The following is a 15,363-nucleotide window of genomic DNA, read 5'->3' on the forward strand; positions in this document are numbered from 1 at the left end:
GTTAAACTAATCTAAATATTGTTAACTATTCCTCAAAATATTACAAATCCGATAAGAAAACGATGATTTTTTATTCGCATTGTAAACAATATTATACTTTTATTAATGTTAAAACCGATTAAGATAATCTATTTTTCCAATCACAATTGTAATAACTTTTAAACATTTACTTCTAAATTCCCTATGAAATATAATTATTAGCCTCTTGTAAATGTTCATTTTTTTATCAGGTTGACAATTTACTTTTCATTTGATTAGTTTTTCACCAATTTTAACATAAGTGTCAAATATCTTTAACATTCCTTTTTTTCATTATTGACTTCATAAATTGTTACAATACAATGACCCCAGCTTTATCTCTTGTTATTGCTGGAAATGATTATGAAAAAACTTGGTTTAGCCACTGCTGTATTATTAGCCATGACCGGTGCTCATGCTTATCAATTTGAAGTTCAAGGTCAATCTGAATATGTTGACACAACTGCAAACGATAAAAACTTCACTGGTGACGTTGCTGGTACATTCTATTTAAAAAATGTTGATACCGCTAAAGGTCCATTAGCTGAAGCAGCTTTCTTGAATCAAGCTTCTAGCGTATCTTTAGGTTATAGCTACCAACAGTATGACCAAAACAATGGTTTAAACTACCACGTTGGTACTTACGGTGTTAAAGGCGAGGCTTACGTTCCTACTCCTTACCTTCCTGTATATGCTAGCGCAACTTACAACCACACTGATGTTGATGGTAAAAACAACTTCTCTAAAGATGACAACGGTGACCGTTATGCATTAGAAGTTGGTGCTATGTTGTTACCTAACTTCTTGATGACTGTTGGTTATACAAGTGTTGCTAACCAATTCGCTTTAGACAACTTTGGCATCATCAGCAACGGTATCTACTCTGCTGTAAACCAAACTGCTGCGATCCAAAATGACCAAGATGCTATTACTGCACGTGCTAAATATGTAGGTCCAATCGATGGAACTAACATGGCAATTGGTTTTGAAGCTGCTGGTGCTTTCGGTGAAGAAAACCAATACGGTTTAAAAACTGACCTTTACTTAACTCCTAAGTTAAGTGTTGGCGCATCTTTCGTGGGTAACGATGGCGTAGCTGACATCAAAGGTAATGACCTTGGTGAATTCCGTCAAGCTTGGGGTGGTAACGTAAACTACTTCATTACTCCTGCTTTAGCAGTTGGTGCATCGTACATGAAAGCTGACGTTAAAAATGCGTCTACTAGCTACGATACACAAACTATCGGCTTAAATACTAAATTCCGTTTCTAATTTAATTTAGAAATCGAATTAAAAAAGGACTCTATTGAGTCCTTTTTTTATACCTAAATATTAGCTTCGTACAATATTTAAGAAATACAGATGACGTTCGTATTGATCAATAATGTCTTGAATTAAATCTTCTTGCGTCCAATCCATTACATCATAGTTCTGGCCACCTTCTCGTAAAAACACTTCAGCCTGAAAATATTGCCCATCTTCTGCTTCTATACGCCCCATAAGAAAACTTGGTGGCAATGTTTCACGTGAAACAACTTTATAAATAAAATTAATTTCATTGTGATGGTCTACCCTAAGCTGCATACCATCTTCAAGCTGAGTAATTGAAACTTCTAAATGACGGCGTTTCAATTCATGCTTAATATTTTCAAAAGCACGGCTTACCTGATTTTCAATATATTGCTTTACTTCGTCTTCACTATGAGGATAGTGCATGATTAATCCTAGACGCTGTTGCCAGCTTCGTGGATTATGAATAGCACGCGGTGTGATTCGTGCTTCCTGAATAGCGGTCATTTTAGTGACATCAAGATGCAAGGCCTTTATTAGTCCCCAGCTCATTAACAGCATGACGACAGTAAATGGTAATGCACTCATAATGATTGAGGACTGAAGTGCGGCCAATCCACCTACCAATAATAAAATAATGGCGAGTACAGCCATAAGCACTGTCCAGAACAGACGTTGCCAAGTCGGTGAGTTTTCTGTTTTTGCAGTTAAATAATCAGTGACTAATGCACCAGAGTCGGCCGAGGTCACAAAAAATAAAACCACTAAAACAGTTGCCAAGACATTCATTACCCCAGAGAAAGGTAAATGATTTAGAAATTCAAATAATGCGACTGATGAATCTTGTTGAACCGCCTGAATTAAGGTGGTTTGATGCTCATGGATAATGCTAAATAACGCAGCATTTCCTAAAAAGCCCATCCAGATAATGGTAAAGCCAGTTGGGATAAGCAGAACCCCAACAATAAATTCTCGAATGGTACGACCACGTGACACGCGGGCAATGAACATTCCAACAAAAGGCGACCACGAAATCCACCAAGCCCAATACAAGATCGTCCACCCCCCAATCCATCCATTTGGCTGATAGGCATATAAATTGAACGTCATGGTAAAAAGGTTAGAGAGGTATTGCCCAGTGTTTTGAATAGTGGTTTGAAGTAAATAAATGCTTGGGCCAGCAATAAAAATAAATACTAATAGAATTACAGCGAGAACTAAATTTATTTCTGATAAACGTTTTACACCTTTATCCAGACCTAAGAATACGGATAAAGAAGCCAAGATACTCACGAAAATAATGAGTAGAACTTGAACATGAGTACTTTGCTCTAGACCAAATAAATAATGTAAACCTGAATTGATCTGGGTTACCCCAAAGCCAAGAGATGTCGCGACACCAAATACGGTTCCAATCGTTGCAAAAATATCAATGCTATCGCCCAATGGGCCATAAATCTTTTTTCCAATCAGAGGATAAAGTGCGGAACGGGTCTTCAAAGGTAAATTATGTCTATAGGCAAAATAAGCTAAAGCCAGTCCGACTACAGCGTAAATCGCCCACGCATGTAACCCCCAGTGGAAAAAGGTTACTCTTAGTGCTTGCTGTGCTGCATCAATCGTTTGAGCCTCACCACTTGGGGGGTTAACGTAATGCATGACGGGTTCAGCAACACCGAAGAACATCAAACCAATCCCCATCCCTGCGGTAAACAGCATGGCGAACCAGGACCCATTATTATAATCAGGCTGGCTATGATCAGGCCCTAATTTAATGCGTCCAATCGATGAACAGGCGATATAAATCAATAAGATGAGAAAGAAAGCAACAGATAAAACATAAAACCAGCTAAATGAATCAGTGATCCATTGTTTTAATTGTTGCGTTAGAAGCTCAAAAGAACTCGGAGCAATCACCACTACTGCTAAAAACAAAGCAATAATAATGACCGTACCAAAAAATACGTTAGGATTAACGTTTGCGAACCAACCGGACTGTTTGGAAGGCATAAATCCTCCATGTTATTTTAATGACAAGTGACAGGCTTAAATGCCGATAAGATATTCATAGAATGAACAAAGCTAGGGCTTTCAATAGAGAAAGCCGATAACACTCTAAATAAACTTAAAGAATATTGCAGTTACAAAGGTGTAAATAAATTAAAACACCTCCTCCATTATTTATCTGAATTTTTTTTAGGGAGGTGGGTAATATATTGTAAAGCAATTAATCGCGTTACGATTAAAGCCAAATACATGACTCCACAGAACATTTGCAGCATAGCTAAAACGCGTGCTGGTGGGCTCAGAGGCATTAAGTCAGATAAACCTGTAGCCGATTGCAAGCTAAAGCTGAGAAATAATAGATCTAACCACGTCTGTAAATGGTGAACGTTATTTGGATTTTGAAAGCTAGACGGAAGAATAAGCTGACAAATGTTATATAAAAATGCAAAACCCCAAGCAATAAGCGTAAAAACTGCTGCTGCCGCAAACAACTCATCTCTTGTTAAATACTGATCGGCAAACATATAACGAAATAAGCCATAAGCTGCTGAAAAGTAGGCTAGCGCTTCACAGCCATGTGCAAAAACCTGAACATATAAATTGCCATAACCCAATAAAATAAATACCGAGGATATAATCGCCCCACTCACAAATGTTAACCCGAGAAAAGTAAACATTGGGGTTTGACGAATAACCTTGGCAATAATGAGTAAGGCCAGCACCCCTAAAGCCCATGTAAGTGTGCGGTAAAATACATCATGAAAAGTCAGCATAGCCAAAATGAGTAAGATAAATTGCACAAGCAGCAACCATGCGGAAGGTAGCAATCGAAAGCTCGCCCAGAACTCGATGATAGATCGCATTATTATTTTCCTTGTTTCATTATGCTTTTTGAGGTCTAGCAAATCATACTGTACACAAAACAAGGCAAACAAGTTGTTCTTTATTAATATCTAAGCCCTAAATTGAAAATTAAATAAGTATAAAAAAAGCCCCGTAGGGCTTTTTTTAAGGATTAACTAACAATTTGATCTTAGTGATCCGATGCACCAGATGCCCCAATACCTGTCATTGAACGAACATATTGAGCATCGAAAGCAGCACGCTCTTTTTTAGCACGTGCAGAGTTATCGGTAACAGAGAACAACCAACAGCAAAGGAAAGACAACGGCATTGCGAATAATGCTGGGCCATTGAATGGATTGATTGGTGTATCAGAGATTTTTAAAGTATCTACCCAAACTGCTTTAGACAGAATAATGAGTACTACCGCTGTTACAAGACCAACAACACCACCAATAACGGCTCCACGAGTCGTTAAACCTTTCCAGAACATTGAAAGAACAAGAACTGGGAAGTTTGCACAGCAAGCTACAGAGAATGCCAAGCCTACCATGAATGCCACATTTTGCTTTTCAAACAAAATACCCAAAATCATGGCAAAAATAGCTAAACCAAGTGTCGCAATTTTTGACATGCGAAGCTCTGAAGCTGGGGTAGTTTGACCTTTTTTGAATACGTTAGCGTATAAATCGTGAGAGATTGCAGATGCACCTGAAAGTGTTAAACCAGCAACAACAGCAAGAATGGTTGCGAACGCTACTGCTGAAATGAAGCCCATGAATAAGTCACCGCCTAAAGCGTCACTTAAATGTACGGCTGCCATATTGTTACCACCAACAAGCTCAAGTTTGCCTGTTACTGCCATTTTTGCAACGTCAAGGAATTGCGGATTGTTTGATACGAAAAGAATCGCACCGAAACCAATAATGAAAGTTAGAAGGTAGAAGTAACCAATAAAACCTGTCGCAACCACAACCGATTTACGCGCTTCTTTTGCATCTTTTACTGTAAAGAAACGCATAAGAATGTGCGGTAAACCAGCTGTACCAAACATTAATGCCAAACCAAGAGACAAGGCATCAATTGGGTTTGCTGCAAGTTTACCTGGCCCCATAATTTTTGCAGCATCGGTCAAGCTTACATCATGCACTTTACTGAATACTTCAATTGATTGGGTAAACATGTTGCTGAAACTAAAGCCAACTCCTTTCATCACCATGAATGCCATGAAGGTTGCGCCACTGAGTAACATGACCGCTTTGATAATTTGTACCCATGTCGTTGCCAACATACCACCAAAGATTACATAGGCCATCATCAATAGACCAACGATGACTACAGCAATGTTGTAGTTCAAACCAAATAGTAATTTGATGAGCTGACCCGCACCTACCATTTGAGCAATCAAATAGAATGCCACAACAACAAGTGAACTGACCGCAGCTAAAGTACGTACTGGTTTTTCTTCAAGACGAAATGAAACCACATCTGAAAGGTTATATTTACCAAGGTTACGCAAACGTTCTGCAATTAAGAATAAAACGATTGGCCAACCTACCATGAACCCAAGCGAGTAAAGTAAGCCATCAAAGCCCGAACTAAACACAAGTGCAGAAATACCAAGGAAAGATGCAGCAGACATATAGTCACCCGCAATTGCCAGACCATTCTGGAAACCGCTGATACCGCCACCTGCCGTATAGAAGTCTTGTGTTGATTGGGTTTGTTTTGCAGCCCACTTGGTAATAAACAAAGTGAAACCAACAAAAATTAAGAACATGATGATGGCATGCCAGTTGGTTGCTTGTTGTTCAGCTTCACCTAAGTCAGGACCCGCCATAGCGATTGTTGAATATAGCGATGCTGCTGTCAGCAAGACTTTCGCTTTTAATGAATTCCATTTCATATTAGTGTAGTCCTTTATCGTGCGTGATGGCTTCAACTTCCTTCAACGCTTCTTCACTCAACTGATCAAGGGTGTGATTTGCAATAAAGGAATACACACCACACAGTAGGAAAGATAAAACAATAATTCCTAAACCTAGCGGGATTCCCCATGTCGTCACACCACCACTAAATGAACTCATCAAAAATTCTTTGTTGTAGCCCACAAGTAGCATAAAGCCCACATAAAGCACTAACATGATGACTGTGAGCGTCCAACTTAATGTACTTTTTTTCTTGACCATCTTTTGAAACTTTGGATTGCGTAGAATCTGTTCTACTTGGTTCTGATCCATAACCAAACTCCTTGCCCAGTGCCCAGCCTTGGCCACTTTTTTAATAGTAGTTTCTCAGGATTTAAGTTAGCAAAATTCCGTGTAATTCGTAACTTAGACTTTGGTCGTTAAAATTTAATCAATTTATAGCTTTGTTTCTGCTTGGGGTATGATAGGCACAAGGTTCTAATCATGTGAGTCATATGAACAGCTGGCTGATTATTGGGGTACTCACCCTTTATATAGCACTCTTATTTATTTGTGCTTTTTTTGGTGAAAAGCATGCCAGCCGTCTGAGTACACGTGGCCGCATGTTCTTGTTCAGCTTAACCTTAGGTGTTTACTGCTCATCATGGACATTTTACGGCGCGACTGGAGCCGCTGTTCGCGAAGGCGTGATTTTCTTACCGATTTACTTAGGTCCACTTTTATTTGTCTGGTTCGGCTATGACATTTGGCGGCGTTTAGGTCGAGTACGCCAACACCATGCTATTTCATCAATTGCCGACTTTATTGCTGCACGTTACGGAAAAAGCGGTGTCTTGGCATCACTGGTTACCATTTTGGCCGTAATCGCAATTATCCCCTATCTGGCCCTACAGCTACGTGCGATTGCTTTAAGTACGTCTGTCATTATGGAACAGAATGCTCATATCCATACAACCACCAATAGTGTTTTGCTTTTAACCAGTGTACTGGCTATTTTGGCCATGATTTTTGGTACAAGACAAATCGCAAATACCGAACAACATGGCGGTCTCATGCTCGCCGTCGCATTTGAATCTTTTGTAAAATTATTCGCACTCATTTGCGTCGCTTTATTTTTTATTTTTGAAACACCAGCGAACCTAGTACAAGTCACAGCCGATGTAAACCAAACCTTTCAGGAAGTTCAGTTATTTGGAGTACCTGAAACATTCTGGATTCAGACCTTATTGGCAGGTTTAGCAATTATCTGCCTGCCACGTCAGTTTCATGTGGCAGTAGTCGAGCTGCGTGACGAAAAGCATATCCGTGGTGCGCGTAAATGGTTTGCGGTTTATCTCATTTTAACGATTTTAGCCATTATTCCGATCGCAAGCTGGGCGTTGCATGCCGCACCGAAGTTCTTGACTGTACCTGATGTTGCCGTGTTGTCATTACCACTTAGCTATAACCAAGAAGGGCTGGCTTTACTGGCTTTTTTAGGTGGATTCTCTGCATCAACAGGCATGTTACTGGTTTCGTCAGTTGCCCTGTCTATCATGCTAAGTAATGACTTAATTATGCCTGCGCTCTGGCGTTTTAAAGTGCTCTCGCGCCATGATAAGCATCTTCCTAAAGTTCTTAAGTTTAGTCGCCGCATTAGTATTGTTGCAGTGATGCTACTTGGCTTTTTATTCTTCCATTTCTTTAATGATATTAACCAGCTTTCAGTATTTGGTTTATTGGCTTTTAGTGCAGTCGCTCAATTTGCCCCTGCTCTCATTGGTGGTTTGTACTGGCGTGGTGGAAGTCGTCAGGGCGTATATGCGGGACTCATCATTGGATTTTTAATGTGGAGTTATACTTTACTATTTCCAACGATCTTACGTAGTTTGCCAGAAGCCTATCAGGAAGCGGCTCAGAGTATCTTGCTTTTTGGCCCTTTTGGAATCAATGCGCTACGTCCTGAATCATTATTTGGTTTTGAATCATTTGCACCACTCACACATGGTGTCATTTGGTCGCTTGGTTTAAATATTCTTTTATATATCTGGATTTCTAAACTCTACCGCCCAAGTGTGGCAGAGCAAATTCAGGCTGAAAGTTTCTTCTATTATGAAACAAAACCATTGCCATCACCGCACACCTCTACCGATTTAACCTATTTACCGCATGATGCAGCACGTTTAAAAGTAGGTGATCTCTTTGCACTTGCCAAAAGAATTACTGGTGAGCAACCAACAACACAAGCCTTTGAAAATTTCTGTGAACAAAATCATTTAATACTTAATGAAAATAGCATTGCGAATGGTATGTGGTGGCGGTTTACCGAGCAATATCTAGCCGGCATTATTGGGGCAGCCTCTGCACGTACTTTGCTCACTACAGCAATGATTAATAATGGTCTGGCGTTAGGCCAAGTTGCTAATATTCTGGACCAAGCCTCGCAATGGCAACGTTTTAACCAAAACTTACTTATGACCATGATTGACCACATGACCCAAGGTGTCAGCGTAGTCGATAAAAACATGTGTCTGGTGGCGTGGAATAATCAATATTTAAAACTGTTTGGTTATCCTAAAGACTTGGTGTACGTTGGCTGTCCAATTGCCGACTTAATTCGTTATAACGCTGAACGAGGCGAATGTGGCCCTGGTTCAGTCGAAGAACATGTTCGTAAACGCTTGCATTGGATGAAAGTCGGGAGCGCACATGAATTTGAACGAATCCGTAAAGATGGTCGGGTTATTCAAATGCGCGGTAATCCTATTTCAGGTGGAGGCTTTGTGACAACATTCGCCGACATTACTCCTTTCCGTACAAATGAAGCAATACTCGAAGCCCGAGTAAAAAACCGAACCCAGCAGCTTGCCGATGCCTTAACCGAACAACAACTTGCACGTGAACAAGCCGATATGGCGAATATGTCGAAAAGCCGCTTTATCGCTGCGGCAAGCCATGACTTATTACAGCCAATGCATGCCGCTCGCCTGTTTAGCACCGTTCTTGAACAGAGCATCGCAACCGAAGAAGACCGTCAGACTTTGCAGCAACTTGATCGTGCTCTATATGGTGCAGAAAGCATGCTCTCTGCCCTACTCGATATTGCCCGTTTAGAAGGCGGCAGCATACAGCCAAAAAGACAACCTTATCCGTTACACGATTTACTTAGCGATCTTGAACTACAGTTTAAATCGATTGCTGCTCAGCGAAATATTTCACTGAAAGTTCATGATGTATCTTTCTGGATTGACACAGATCCACAATGGATTCGACGTATTATTCAGAACTTTGTCAGCAATGCTTTACGCTATACAGCAAAAGGCCGAGTGGTTGTGGGTGTTCTACGCTCGGCGCAACAGTCAGGTCATATTCGAATTGGTGTTTGGGATACAGGCCCCGGAATTGCGGAAGAACAACGAATTAAACTGTTTCAAGAATTCGAACGCTGTGGACATCTATCACCTTGGGGAGAGCAAGGTTTAGGTTTAGGACTGGCTATTGTGCAGCGTATGACAGGTTTGCTGAATTATCCTGTTCATGTCTACTCTCAGCTCGATAAAGGCTCATGCTTTATGATTGAAGTTCCAGTCGTAGAAGCACCAAAAGTCATTACCCCAACCGTGCAGACAGTACCTTTAAAAACCAAAGCCTACCGTATTTTATGTCTGGACAACGATGAAACTATTTTAGAAGGTATGAGTAGTTTATTGGGTAAATGGGGCTATCAGGTCTTTAAAGCCACTGAACCCGAACAAGCGCTTGAGATTATTCAAAAGGAAAATATTCAGGTCTGGCTCATCGACCAACACCTGAATAACAACCAACTCGGCGTCGATTTTATTATGCAAAATCGACAGCATGACGTTCCAGTTGCTTTAATTACCGCTGACTCTCACCCTGAGTTACCTCAGCAGCTTAAAGAGCTGAATATTGTTTTACTCAAGAAACCACTTAAACCTGCTTCATTAAGAGCTTGGTTATCTGGGCTTAAAATTGCCAGTGCAGCAGATTAAATATTTTCTCTTCCAGACTTTTTTATAGGTTTGGGAGAGATCCTTGGCAAAAATTATTGGCTTAATTTAAGCCAATAGGCAGAACTGCTCAAAAAGTCTACTTTTACCCAAGAAATAATTGACCAAACTTTCCAATGCCCCTTTTCCTATGGCAAAGCCCACCTTTTTTGTAAGTGAACACGTGTACACCTAGTTACAATTTAATAAGCTTATATTTTTTATAAGAAAATAAACCAAAAAAGCACATATACAACTTTAGTCGTATTCCACTTGCATTCTTCATGTTCCATAAATAATCGATGTGCATTTTATATGCTTCAAGATTTCATAGCCCATTTCCAATTTATAAAACATCCATACCAACTGATTAATGCAAAGGACAATTGCCATGAATACTTTTGATACATCCCCACAAGGGCAACTCTCATCTCAACAGTTTTATCGTCAATACAGTGCCAATGCTTTACTTCCTGAATTAGATTGGCAAAGCATTTTTCCCAACAGCAAACTCAATGAAGCACATATCAAAGCATTAAATACCATTTATCAGTGCGCCGTTCCGCTCGCGCTCAATATTTTTCATGATTTGAATTTTGATGTATTTGCCCCAGCTGCTTACCATCCACAAGGTTTGGGTCTATTTGATAAATTAGGTCAACAAGAAGAAAACTTCTTACAAGTCCTCACTGCGGAAAGTGAAAATCTAGATCACGATACCCGTCATCAAATCTGGAGCATGCTGCTTCGCGGTGGCGCTGTACTCGTTTTCAAAGCTTGGCTTGGTCATGTCAAACTCGGAGAAAATCAGTTAGACATGACTCAGTTTGATGAACTCTCTGATTTACTCTTTATTAAGACTCATCCAGATCAACTTGCTGAACGTCTACATGTTGATGCGAAAGCAAAACTCGACCATATCTTCTTAATGTATGGCAATGATATTTTCCTTGATCGATTCAACAGCCTAGAAACAGCTGCCCTGTTTGTGGATTTGGGTGTTTATGATGCGGCGTTCTTAAGCTTGCGTGATGACCGCGTAGCTGAATATTTAAAAATGAAACGTTATGTGACGCAAGAACAAATTGATGATTTGCAATGCGCACTCAACCCATTGTACTGCGACAGCCTAACCCCAAAACAAGATTGCCTTGCTTAATTCACACATATAAAAAAGACCTCAATTGAGGTCTTTTTTTTAATTTTAGATTTTTCTATCTTCAATATTTAATGCACTAATTGCCAGTACAGCTTGTGTCCGATTTTGTACACCCAATTTTCTAAAGATGGCTGTCACATGGGCTTTAATCGTTGCTTCTGAAACATCGAGCTCGTAGGCAATCTGTTTATTTAATAAGCCTTCTGCAACCATCATCAAAACACGGAACTGCTGTGGTGTTAATGACTGAATACGTTCTGCCAATGCAGTTTCATCTGCCGCTCGAGGGTCAAGATTAAGGTTAGATGGCAAGTTAGGTGGTAACCAGATATCACCTTCTAAGACCTGACGAATCGCTTCACCAATATGACTTGGATGCGCAGATTTAGGGATATAACCCATCGCGCCATGTGCAATCGCACGCTGAATGATTGAAGTTTCTTCATGTGCAGAAACCACAATAATTGGAATAGCTGGATACTGTGCTCGCACATAAACTAAAGCAGAAAAGCCTGAAGCACCCGGTAAATTTAAATCAAGCAATACCAGATCAGGTTCTGCCCCATTTTCCAAACGCTCATAAAACTCATCAACCGAAGCTGTTTCATGAATTTGTGCCTGTGGCAGGCTATAACGTACTGCTTGAATTAAAGCATGACGAAACAAAGGATGATCATCAACGATTAAAATATTCATAAGCGATTAAAGTAATCTTGAGCATAATTGTGGCCTATTGTAACCCTACTATTTAGATGAAAGATACGTTCATCTTATCCATTTTTATGCAAAATGTTGATAAATGCAGAACTTAGCAAAAATTTTCAGATGTTTTTTAACTTTTAATCAAAATTAATCTGTTTTTTATATAAGCTTCCTTTTTATTATAAAAAATATATCACCAATAATTATATAAAATAAAAACAACCACTTAATAAAAAAACAAAGTATAAAAATCCACTATTTATCTTTTATATTTAAAACAGATAAGGTTGACCAATTTCGTTATTTTACAGTTTACCGTCGTTGTTGATTAATAGGTCCAATCACCTTTTTTAGGCTTAGGAACCAAATTATGACTGGTATCACATCACCAAAACCTTTGAATATTGTTGCTGTTTCTGGTGGCTTAAATACCCCATCTAAAACGGAAAGTCTGGTTCAAGCCATTCTTGATGAATTATCTGAAGCAATCGATATTAAAGTTCATTTCATTAAATTAAGCGAAATTGGGCCTTTATTAGGCGGCGCATTTTATCGCAACCAACTTCCACAGCGTGTACAAGACGATCTTGCAGCGGTTGAAGCAGCAGATGCTTTAATTGTAGGTACACCTGTTTACCGTGCTTCTTTTACGGGTCTATTCAAACATTTCTTCGATTTTGTTGAGCAAACTGCATTGGTCGATGTGCCTGTACTTTTAGCAGCATCTGGCGGTAGTGATCGTCATGCACTTGTACTTGAGCATCAGCTACGTCCATTGTTTAGCTTCTTCCAAGCACAAACTTTACCAATTGGCGTATATGCAACAGATCGAGACTTTACCCCTGAATACACGGTTAAAAGTGAGCAATTAGCAGATCGTATTACGCTAGCAGTAGCTCGCGCATTACCAATTTTAGAATGGGCACCAGCCAAAGGTAAGCGTGCTGAAGTCATCAAATCTAAATCTCAGCAAGCGAACCAAGAGCTTGGGATTAATAAACAGATTGAGCAAGAAGAAGTCTTACCTTCAGCAGCTGTCCCAGATCTTGATGCAGCGGAATCTCGCTTACATCATAAGTCTGGCAAATCATTAACGCATGTTGCCTAACCGCAATATGTCTAAATAAAAATAACGAATTTGGGAGAGCGCACCATGACGCAATTACAACAACCGATTAAATTTGCTTATTGGGTACCAAATGTAAGCGGTGGCCTTGTAGTGAGTAACATCGAGCAGCGTACAGACTGGAGTTACGACTACAATGTTCGACTTGCACAGGCTGCCGAAAAAAATGGTTTTGAATATGCGCTCACTCAAATTCGTTTTACGGCGGGCTATGGGGCAGAAAATCAGCATGAATCAGTCAGTTTCAGTCATGCATTATTAGCAAAAACTGAAAAACTTAAGGTCATTGCTGCTATTCTGCCCGGCCCTTGGAAACCGGCACTCGCTGCTAAACAACTTGCAACAATCGACTATCTAACCGAAGGCCGTATTGCCATTAATGTGGTCAGTGGCTGGTTTAGAGGAGAATTTGATGCGATTGGTGAAGAATGGCCAGAGCATGACCAACGCTACGTCCGCTCTGAAGAATTCATTCGCACTCTAAAAGGAATCTGGACCACCGATAACTATAGTTTCGATGGTAAATACTACCAATTCCAAAACTACACACTTAAACCGAAGCCTTTACAAAAGCCTTATATTGAAGTGTTTCAGGGTGGTAGCTCCCGTGCTGCACGTGACATGGCTTCTCGTGTATCTGACTGGTATTTCACCAATGGTAATACGGTAGAAGAGATTCAAAAACAAGTCGAAGACATTCGTACTAAAGCAAAAGCCAACAATCATCATGTCAAAATTGGGGTGAATGCCTTCATTATTGCCAGAGATACCGAAGAAGAAGCAAAAGCGGTACTTCAAGAAATTATTGATAAAGCCAATACGGAAGCGGTGAATGCATTTGGCGATGCAACACGTGAAGCAGGTGCAGCCTCACCAGAGCAACAAGGTAACTGGGCGAAATCAAGTTTTGAAGATCTAGTGCAATATAACGATGGTTTTAAAACCAATTTAATTGGTACACCCCAACAAATTGCAGAGCGTATTGTGGCGCTTAAAGAGGTTGGTGTTGATTTGATTCTTTCTGGCTTCTTACATTTTATTGAAGAGGTAGAATATTTTGGGGAAAAAGTTCTACCGCTCGTGCGTCAATTAGAACTTCAACAAGAAAAGGAGATAGAACTTCAAGCCAAATCAGCCTAAAAAACTTCAGTAAAAGCAGCGCAAGACAATAAAAACAATAAATTAAAAATAAAGACTTATTGGCTCCAAGACTCGGCTTGGAGCCTTTATTTTTTTAAGATTTTTCAACTTCTCGAATCACTGTTTCAACCGAATAGCGACACCACTTTGAAAGTTTCTCAATAAATTCATTTAATGCGGAGGGCTCGAAATGGCTGACGATCATATAACATGCATTTCCCATGACCTTAAAGCATTCATCGATTTGTTCATATTGCTTAACCAAATTTTCAATTTCTTCAAATGCACGTTGTTCATTTAAATGCAAATGAATAAATTGTTTATGACTGTATTGAACAGTAATGGTGTAATTTTTAATAACCCCTGCATCCATCAACTGGGCTATGCGCGCCCCTACAGCTTGCCCTGTCCGGTGAACACGCTGCCCAATCTCTTTATTTGTTAAACGGGAATCTTGTTTGAGTAATGCAATAATTTTTAGATCAATCGGGTCTAATTCAATATTCATTTTTCATGGCGAAAGAAAACTGGCGTTAATGCTTTCATCTGACTATAGCTGATTTTGCGAGCAGAGAATAATCTTGTTTTATCTCATATCAACAAGAGTGATCTCATGAAACAAGCACTATTAATTATCGATGTACAAAATGATTATTTTAAAAATGGCAAAATGGAATTGGTTGGGCCAGATCAAGCACTAGAAAAAATAAAACAGCTTGAACAATATTTTAGTGAGAAAAATCTTCCAATTATTTATGTACAACATATTAACCCACCACAGGCGAGCTTCTTTCAAGAAAATACCGACGGTGTTTTACTTCACCCTGAACTCAACGCTCAAAACGACGCATTAATTGTGATAAAGCATTATCCAAACAGTTTTTTAGAAACCAATTTAGATGAACTTTTAAAAGCACATCAAATTGAGCAACTCGTGATTACAGGCATGATGACGCATATGTGTATTGACTCAGGGACACGTGCCGCTAAGGAGTTAGGTTATCAACCAATCTTAATTGCAGATGCCACCGCAACACGTGATTTAAGCCATGACGGAAAAACTGTAAAAGCTGAAGACGTGCAAACTGCTTTTTTAACTGCGCTTAGTACGTTTGCAAATGTACAAAGTACTGCCGATTTTCTAGCGAAATCTTAAATAAG

12 protein-coding genes are annotated in these 15,363 nt (G+C 39.7%); 6 read left to right on the forward strand and 6 right to left on the reverse strand.

Going from position 1 to position 15,363, the window contains the following annotated elements; translation table 11 throughout:
- Positions 1-381 precede the first annotated feature (381 nt).
- Positions 382-1,290, forward strand: coding sequence for a porin Omp33-36 (gene omp33-36 / locus ACLBWE_RS03775; protein WP_005038066.1), 909 nt, complete (start codon positions 382-384; stop codon positions 1,288-1,290).
- A gap of 60 nt (positions 1,291-1,350) precedes the next feature.
- Here the strand turns inward: omp33-36 and ACLBWE_RS03780 are convergent, their stop codons facing one another.
- From ACLBWE_RS03780 to ACLBWE_RS03795, 4 genes are all read right to left on the reverse strand, one after another.
- On the reverse strand, positions 1,351-3,318 hold the full coding sequence (locus ACLBWE_RS03780; protein WP_447601262.1) for a BCCT family transporter: 1,968 nt from the start codon (positions 3,316-3,318) through the stop codon (positions 1,351-1,353).
- 167 nt (positions 3,319-3,485) lie between these two features.
- Positions 3,486-4,178 (reverse strand): ion channel, encoded by a 693-nt coding sequence (locus ACLBWE_RS03785; RefSeq protein WP_003654029.1) that lies wholly within the window; start codon positions 4,176-4,178, stop codon positions 3,486-3,488.
- 170 nt (positions 4,179-4,348) lie between these two features.
- On the reverse strand, positions 4,349-6,064 hold the full coding sequence (locus ACLBWE_RS03790; RefSeq protein ID WP_447601264.1) for a cation acetate symporter: 1,716 nt from the start codon (positions 6,062-6,064) through the stop codon (positions 4,349-4,351).
- A gap of 1 nt (position 6,065) precedes the next feature.
- Positions 6,066-6,398, reverse strand: a complete 333-nt coding sequence (locus ACLBWE_RS03795; protein ID WP_017388650.1) for a DUF485 domain-containing protein — start codon at positions 6,396-6,398, stop codon at positions 6,066-6,068.
- Between the two features lie 182 nt (positions 6,399-6,580).
- Between ACLBWE_RS03795 and ACLBWE_RS03800 the strand changes: the two genes are divergently transcribed.
- Together ACLBWE_RS03800 and ACLBWE_RS03805 are read left to right on the forward strand one after the other, a co-directional pair.
- Positions 6,581-10,078: a hybrid sensor histidine kinase/response regulator gene (locus ACLBWE_RS03800; protein ID WP_080027969.1), complete on the forward strand. Its 3,498-nt coding sequence runs from the start codon at positions 6,581-6,583 to the stop codon at positions 10,076-10,078.
- Positions 10,079-10,466: 388 nt separating this feature from the next.
- Positions 10,467-11,234, forward strand: coding sequence for a hypothetical protein (locus ACLBWE_RS03805; RefSeq protein WP_003654036.1), 768 nt, complete (start codon positions 10,467-10,469; stop codon positions 11,232-11,234).
- 45 nt (positions 11,235-11,279) lie between these two features.
- Here ACLBWE_RS03805 and ACLBWE_RS03810 read toward each other — a convergent pair whose 3' ends face one another.
- Positions 11,280-11,930 (reverse strand): response regulator, encoded by a 651-nt coding sequence (locus ACLBWE_RS03810; RefSeq protein ID WP_003654038.1) that lies wholly within the window; start codon positions 11,928-11,930, stop codon positions 11,280-11,282.
- A gap of 376 nt (positions 11,931-12,306) precedes the next feature.
- Here ACLBWE_RS03810 and msuE point away from each other — a divergent pair, with 376 nt between their 5' ends.
- The gene (gene msuE / locus ACLBWE_RS03815; RefSeq protein WP_004639934.1) at positions 12,307-13,044 is read left to right on the forward strand and encodes an FMN reductase; all 738 of its coding nucleotides are present in this window, start codon (positions 12,307-12,309) and stop codon (positions 13,042-13,044) included.
- A 45-nt stretch (positions 13,045-13,089) separates the two neighbouring features.
- Positions 13,090-14,202, forward strand: coding sequence for a dimethylsulfone monooxygenase SfnG (gene sfnG / locus ACLBWE_RS03820; protein WP_035358286.1), 1,113 nt, complete (start codon positions 13,090-13,092; stop codon positions 14,200-14,202).
- A gap of 94 nt (positions 14,203-14,296) precedes the next feature.
- Here the strand turns inward: sfnG and ACLBWE_RS03825 are convergent, their stop codons facing one another.
- Positions 14,297-14,710 carry an Lrp/AsnC family transcriptional regulator gene (locus tag ACLBWE_RS03825; protein WP_004639939.1) on the reverse strand — a complete coding sequence of 138 codons (414 nt, stop codon included), beginning with the start codon at positions 14,708-14,710 and terminating at the stop codon, positions 14,297-14,299.
- Positions 14,711-14,815: 105 nt separating this feature from the next.
- On the opposite strand from ACLBWE_RS03825, the gene ACLBWE_RS03830 reads away from it, so the two are divergent.
- Positions 14,816-15,358 (forward strand): cysteine hydrolase family protein, encoded by a 543-nt coding sequence (locus ACLBWE_RS03830; protein WP_003654046.1) that lies wholly within the window; start codon positions 14,816-14,818, stop codon positions 15,356-15,358.
- The last annotated feature ends 5 nt before the right edge of the window (positions 15,359-15,363 follow it).

Source organism: Acinetobacter sp. M5A5_2a, from assembly GCF_053345265.1.

Excerpts from the sequence above, each read along its gene's own strand:
- omp33-36 (WP_005038066.1), top strand. The coding sequence starts at position 382 with ATGAAAAAACTTGGTTTAGCCACTGCTGTATTATTAGCCATGACCGGT.
- ACLBWE_RS03780 (WP_447601262.1), bottom strand. The coding sequence starts at position 3,318 with ATGCCTTCCAAACAGTCCGGTTGGTTCGCAAACGTTAATCCTAACGTA.
- ACLBWE_RS03785 (WP_003654029.1), bottom strand. The coding sequence starts at position 4,178 with ATGCGATCTATCATCGAGTTCTGGGCGAGCTTTCGATTGCTACCTTCC.
- ACLBWE_RS03790 (WP_447601264.1), bottom strand. The coding sequence starts at position 6,064 with ATGAAATGGAATTCATTAAAAGCGAAAGTCTTGCTGACAGCAGCATCG.
- ACLBWE_RS03795 (WP_017388650.1), bottom strand. The coding sequence starts at position 6,398 with ATGGATCAGAACCAAGTAGAACAGATTCTACGCAATCCAAAGTTTCAA.
- ACLBWE_RS03800 (WP_080027969.1), top strand. The coding sequence starts at position 6,581 with ATGAACAGCTGGCTGATTATTGGGGTACTCACCCTTTATATAGCACTC.
- ACLBWE_RS03805 (WP_003654036.1), top strand. The coding sequence starts at position 10,467 with ATGAATACTTTTGATACATCCCCACAAGGGCAACTCTCATCTCAACAG.
- ACLBWE_RS03810 (WP_003654038.1), bottom strand. The coding sequence starts at position 11,930 with ATGAATATTTTAATCGTTGATGATCATCCTTTGTTTCGTCATGCTTTA.
- msuE (WP_004639934.1), top strand. The coding sequence starts at position 12,307 with ATGACTGGTATCACATCACCAAAACCTTTGAATATTGTTGCTGTTTCT.
- sfnG (WP_035358286.1), top strand. The coding sequence starts at position 13,090 with ATGACGCAATTACAACAACCGATTAAATTTGCTTATTGGGTACCAAAT.
- ACLBWE_RS03825 (WP_004639939.1), bottom strand. The coding sequence starts at position 14,710 with ATGAATATTGAATTAGACCCGATTGATCTAAAAATTATTGCATTACTC.
- ACLBWE_RS03830 (WP_003654046.1), top strand. The coding sequence starts at position 14,816 with ATGAAACAAGCACTATTAATTATCGATGTACAAAATGATTATTTTAAA.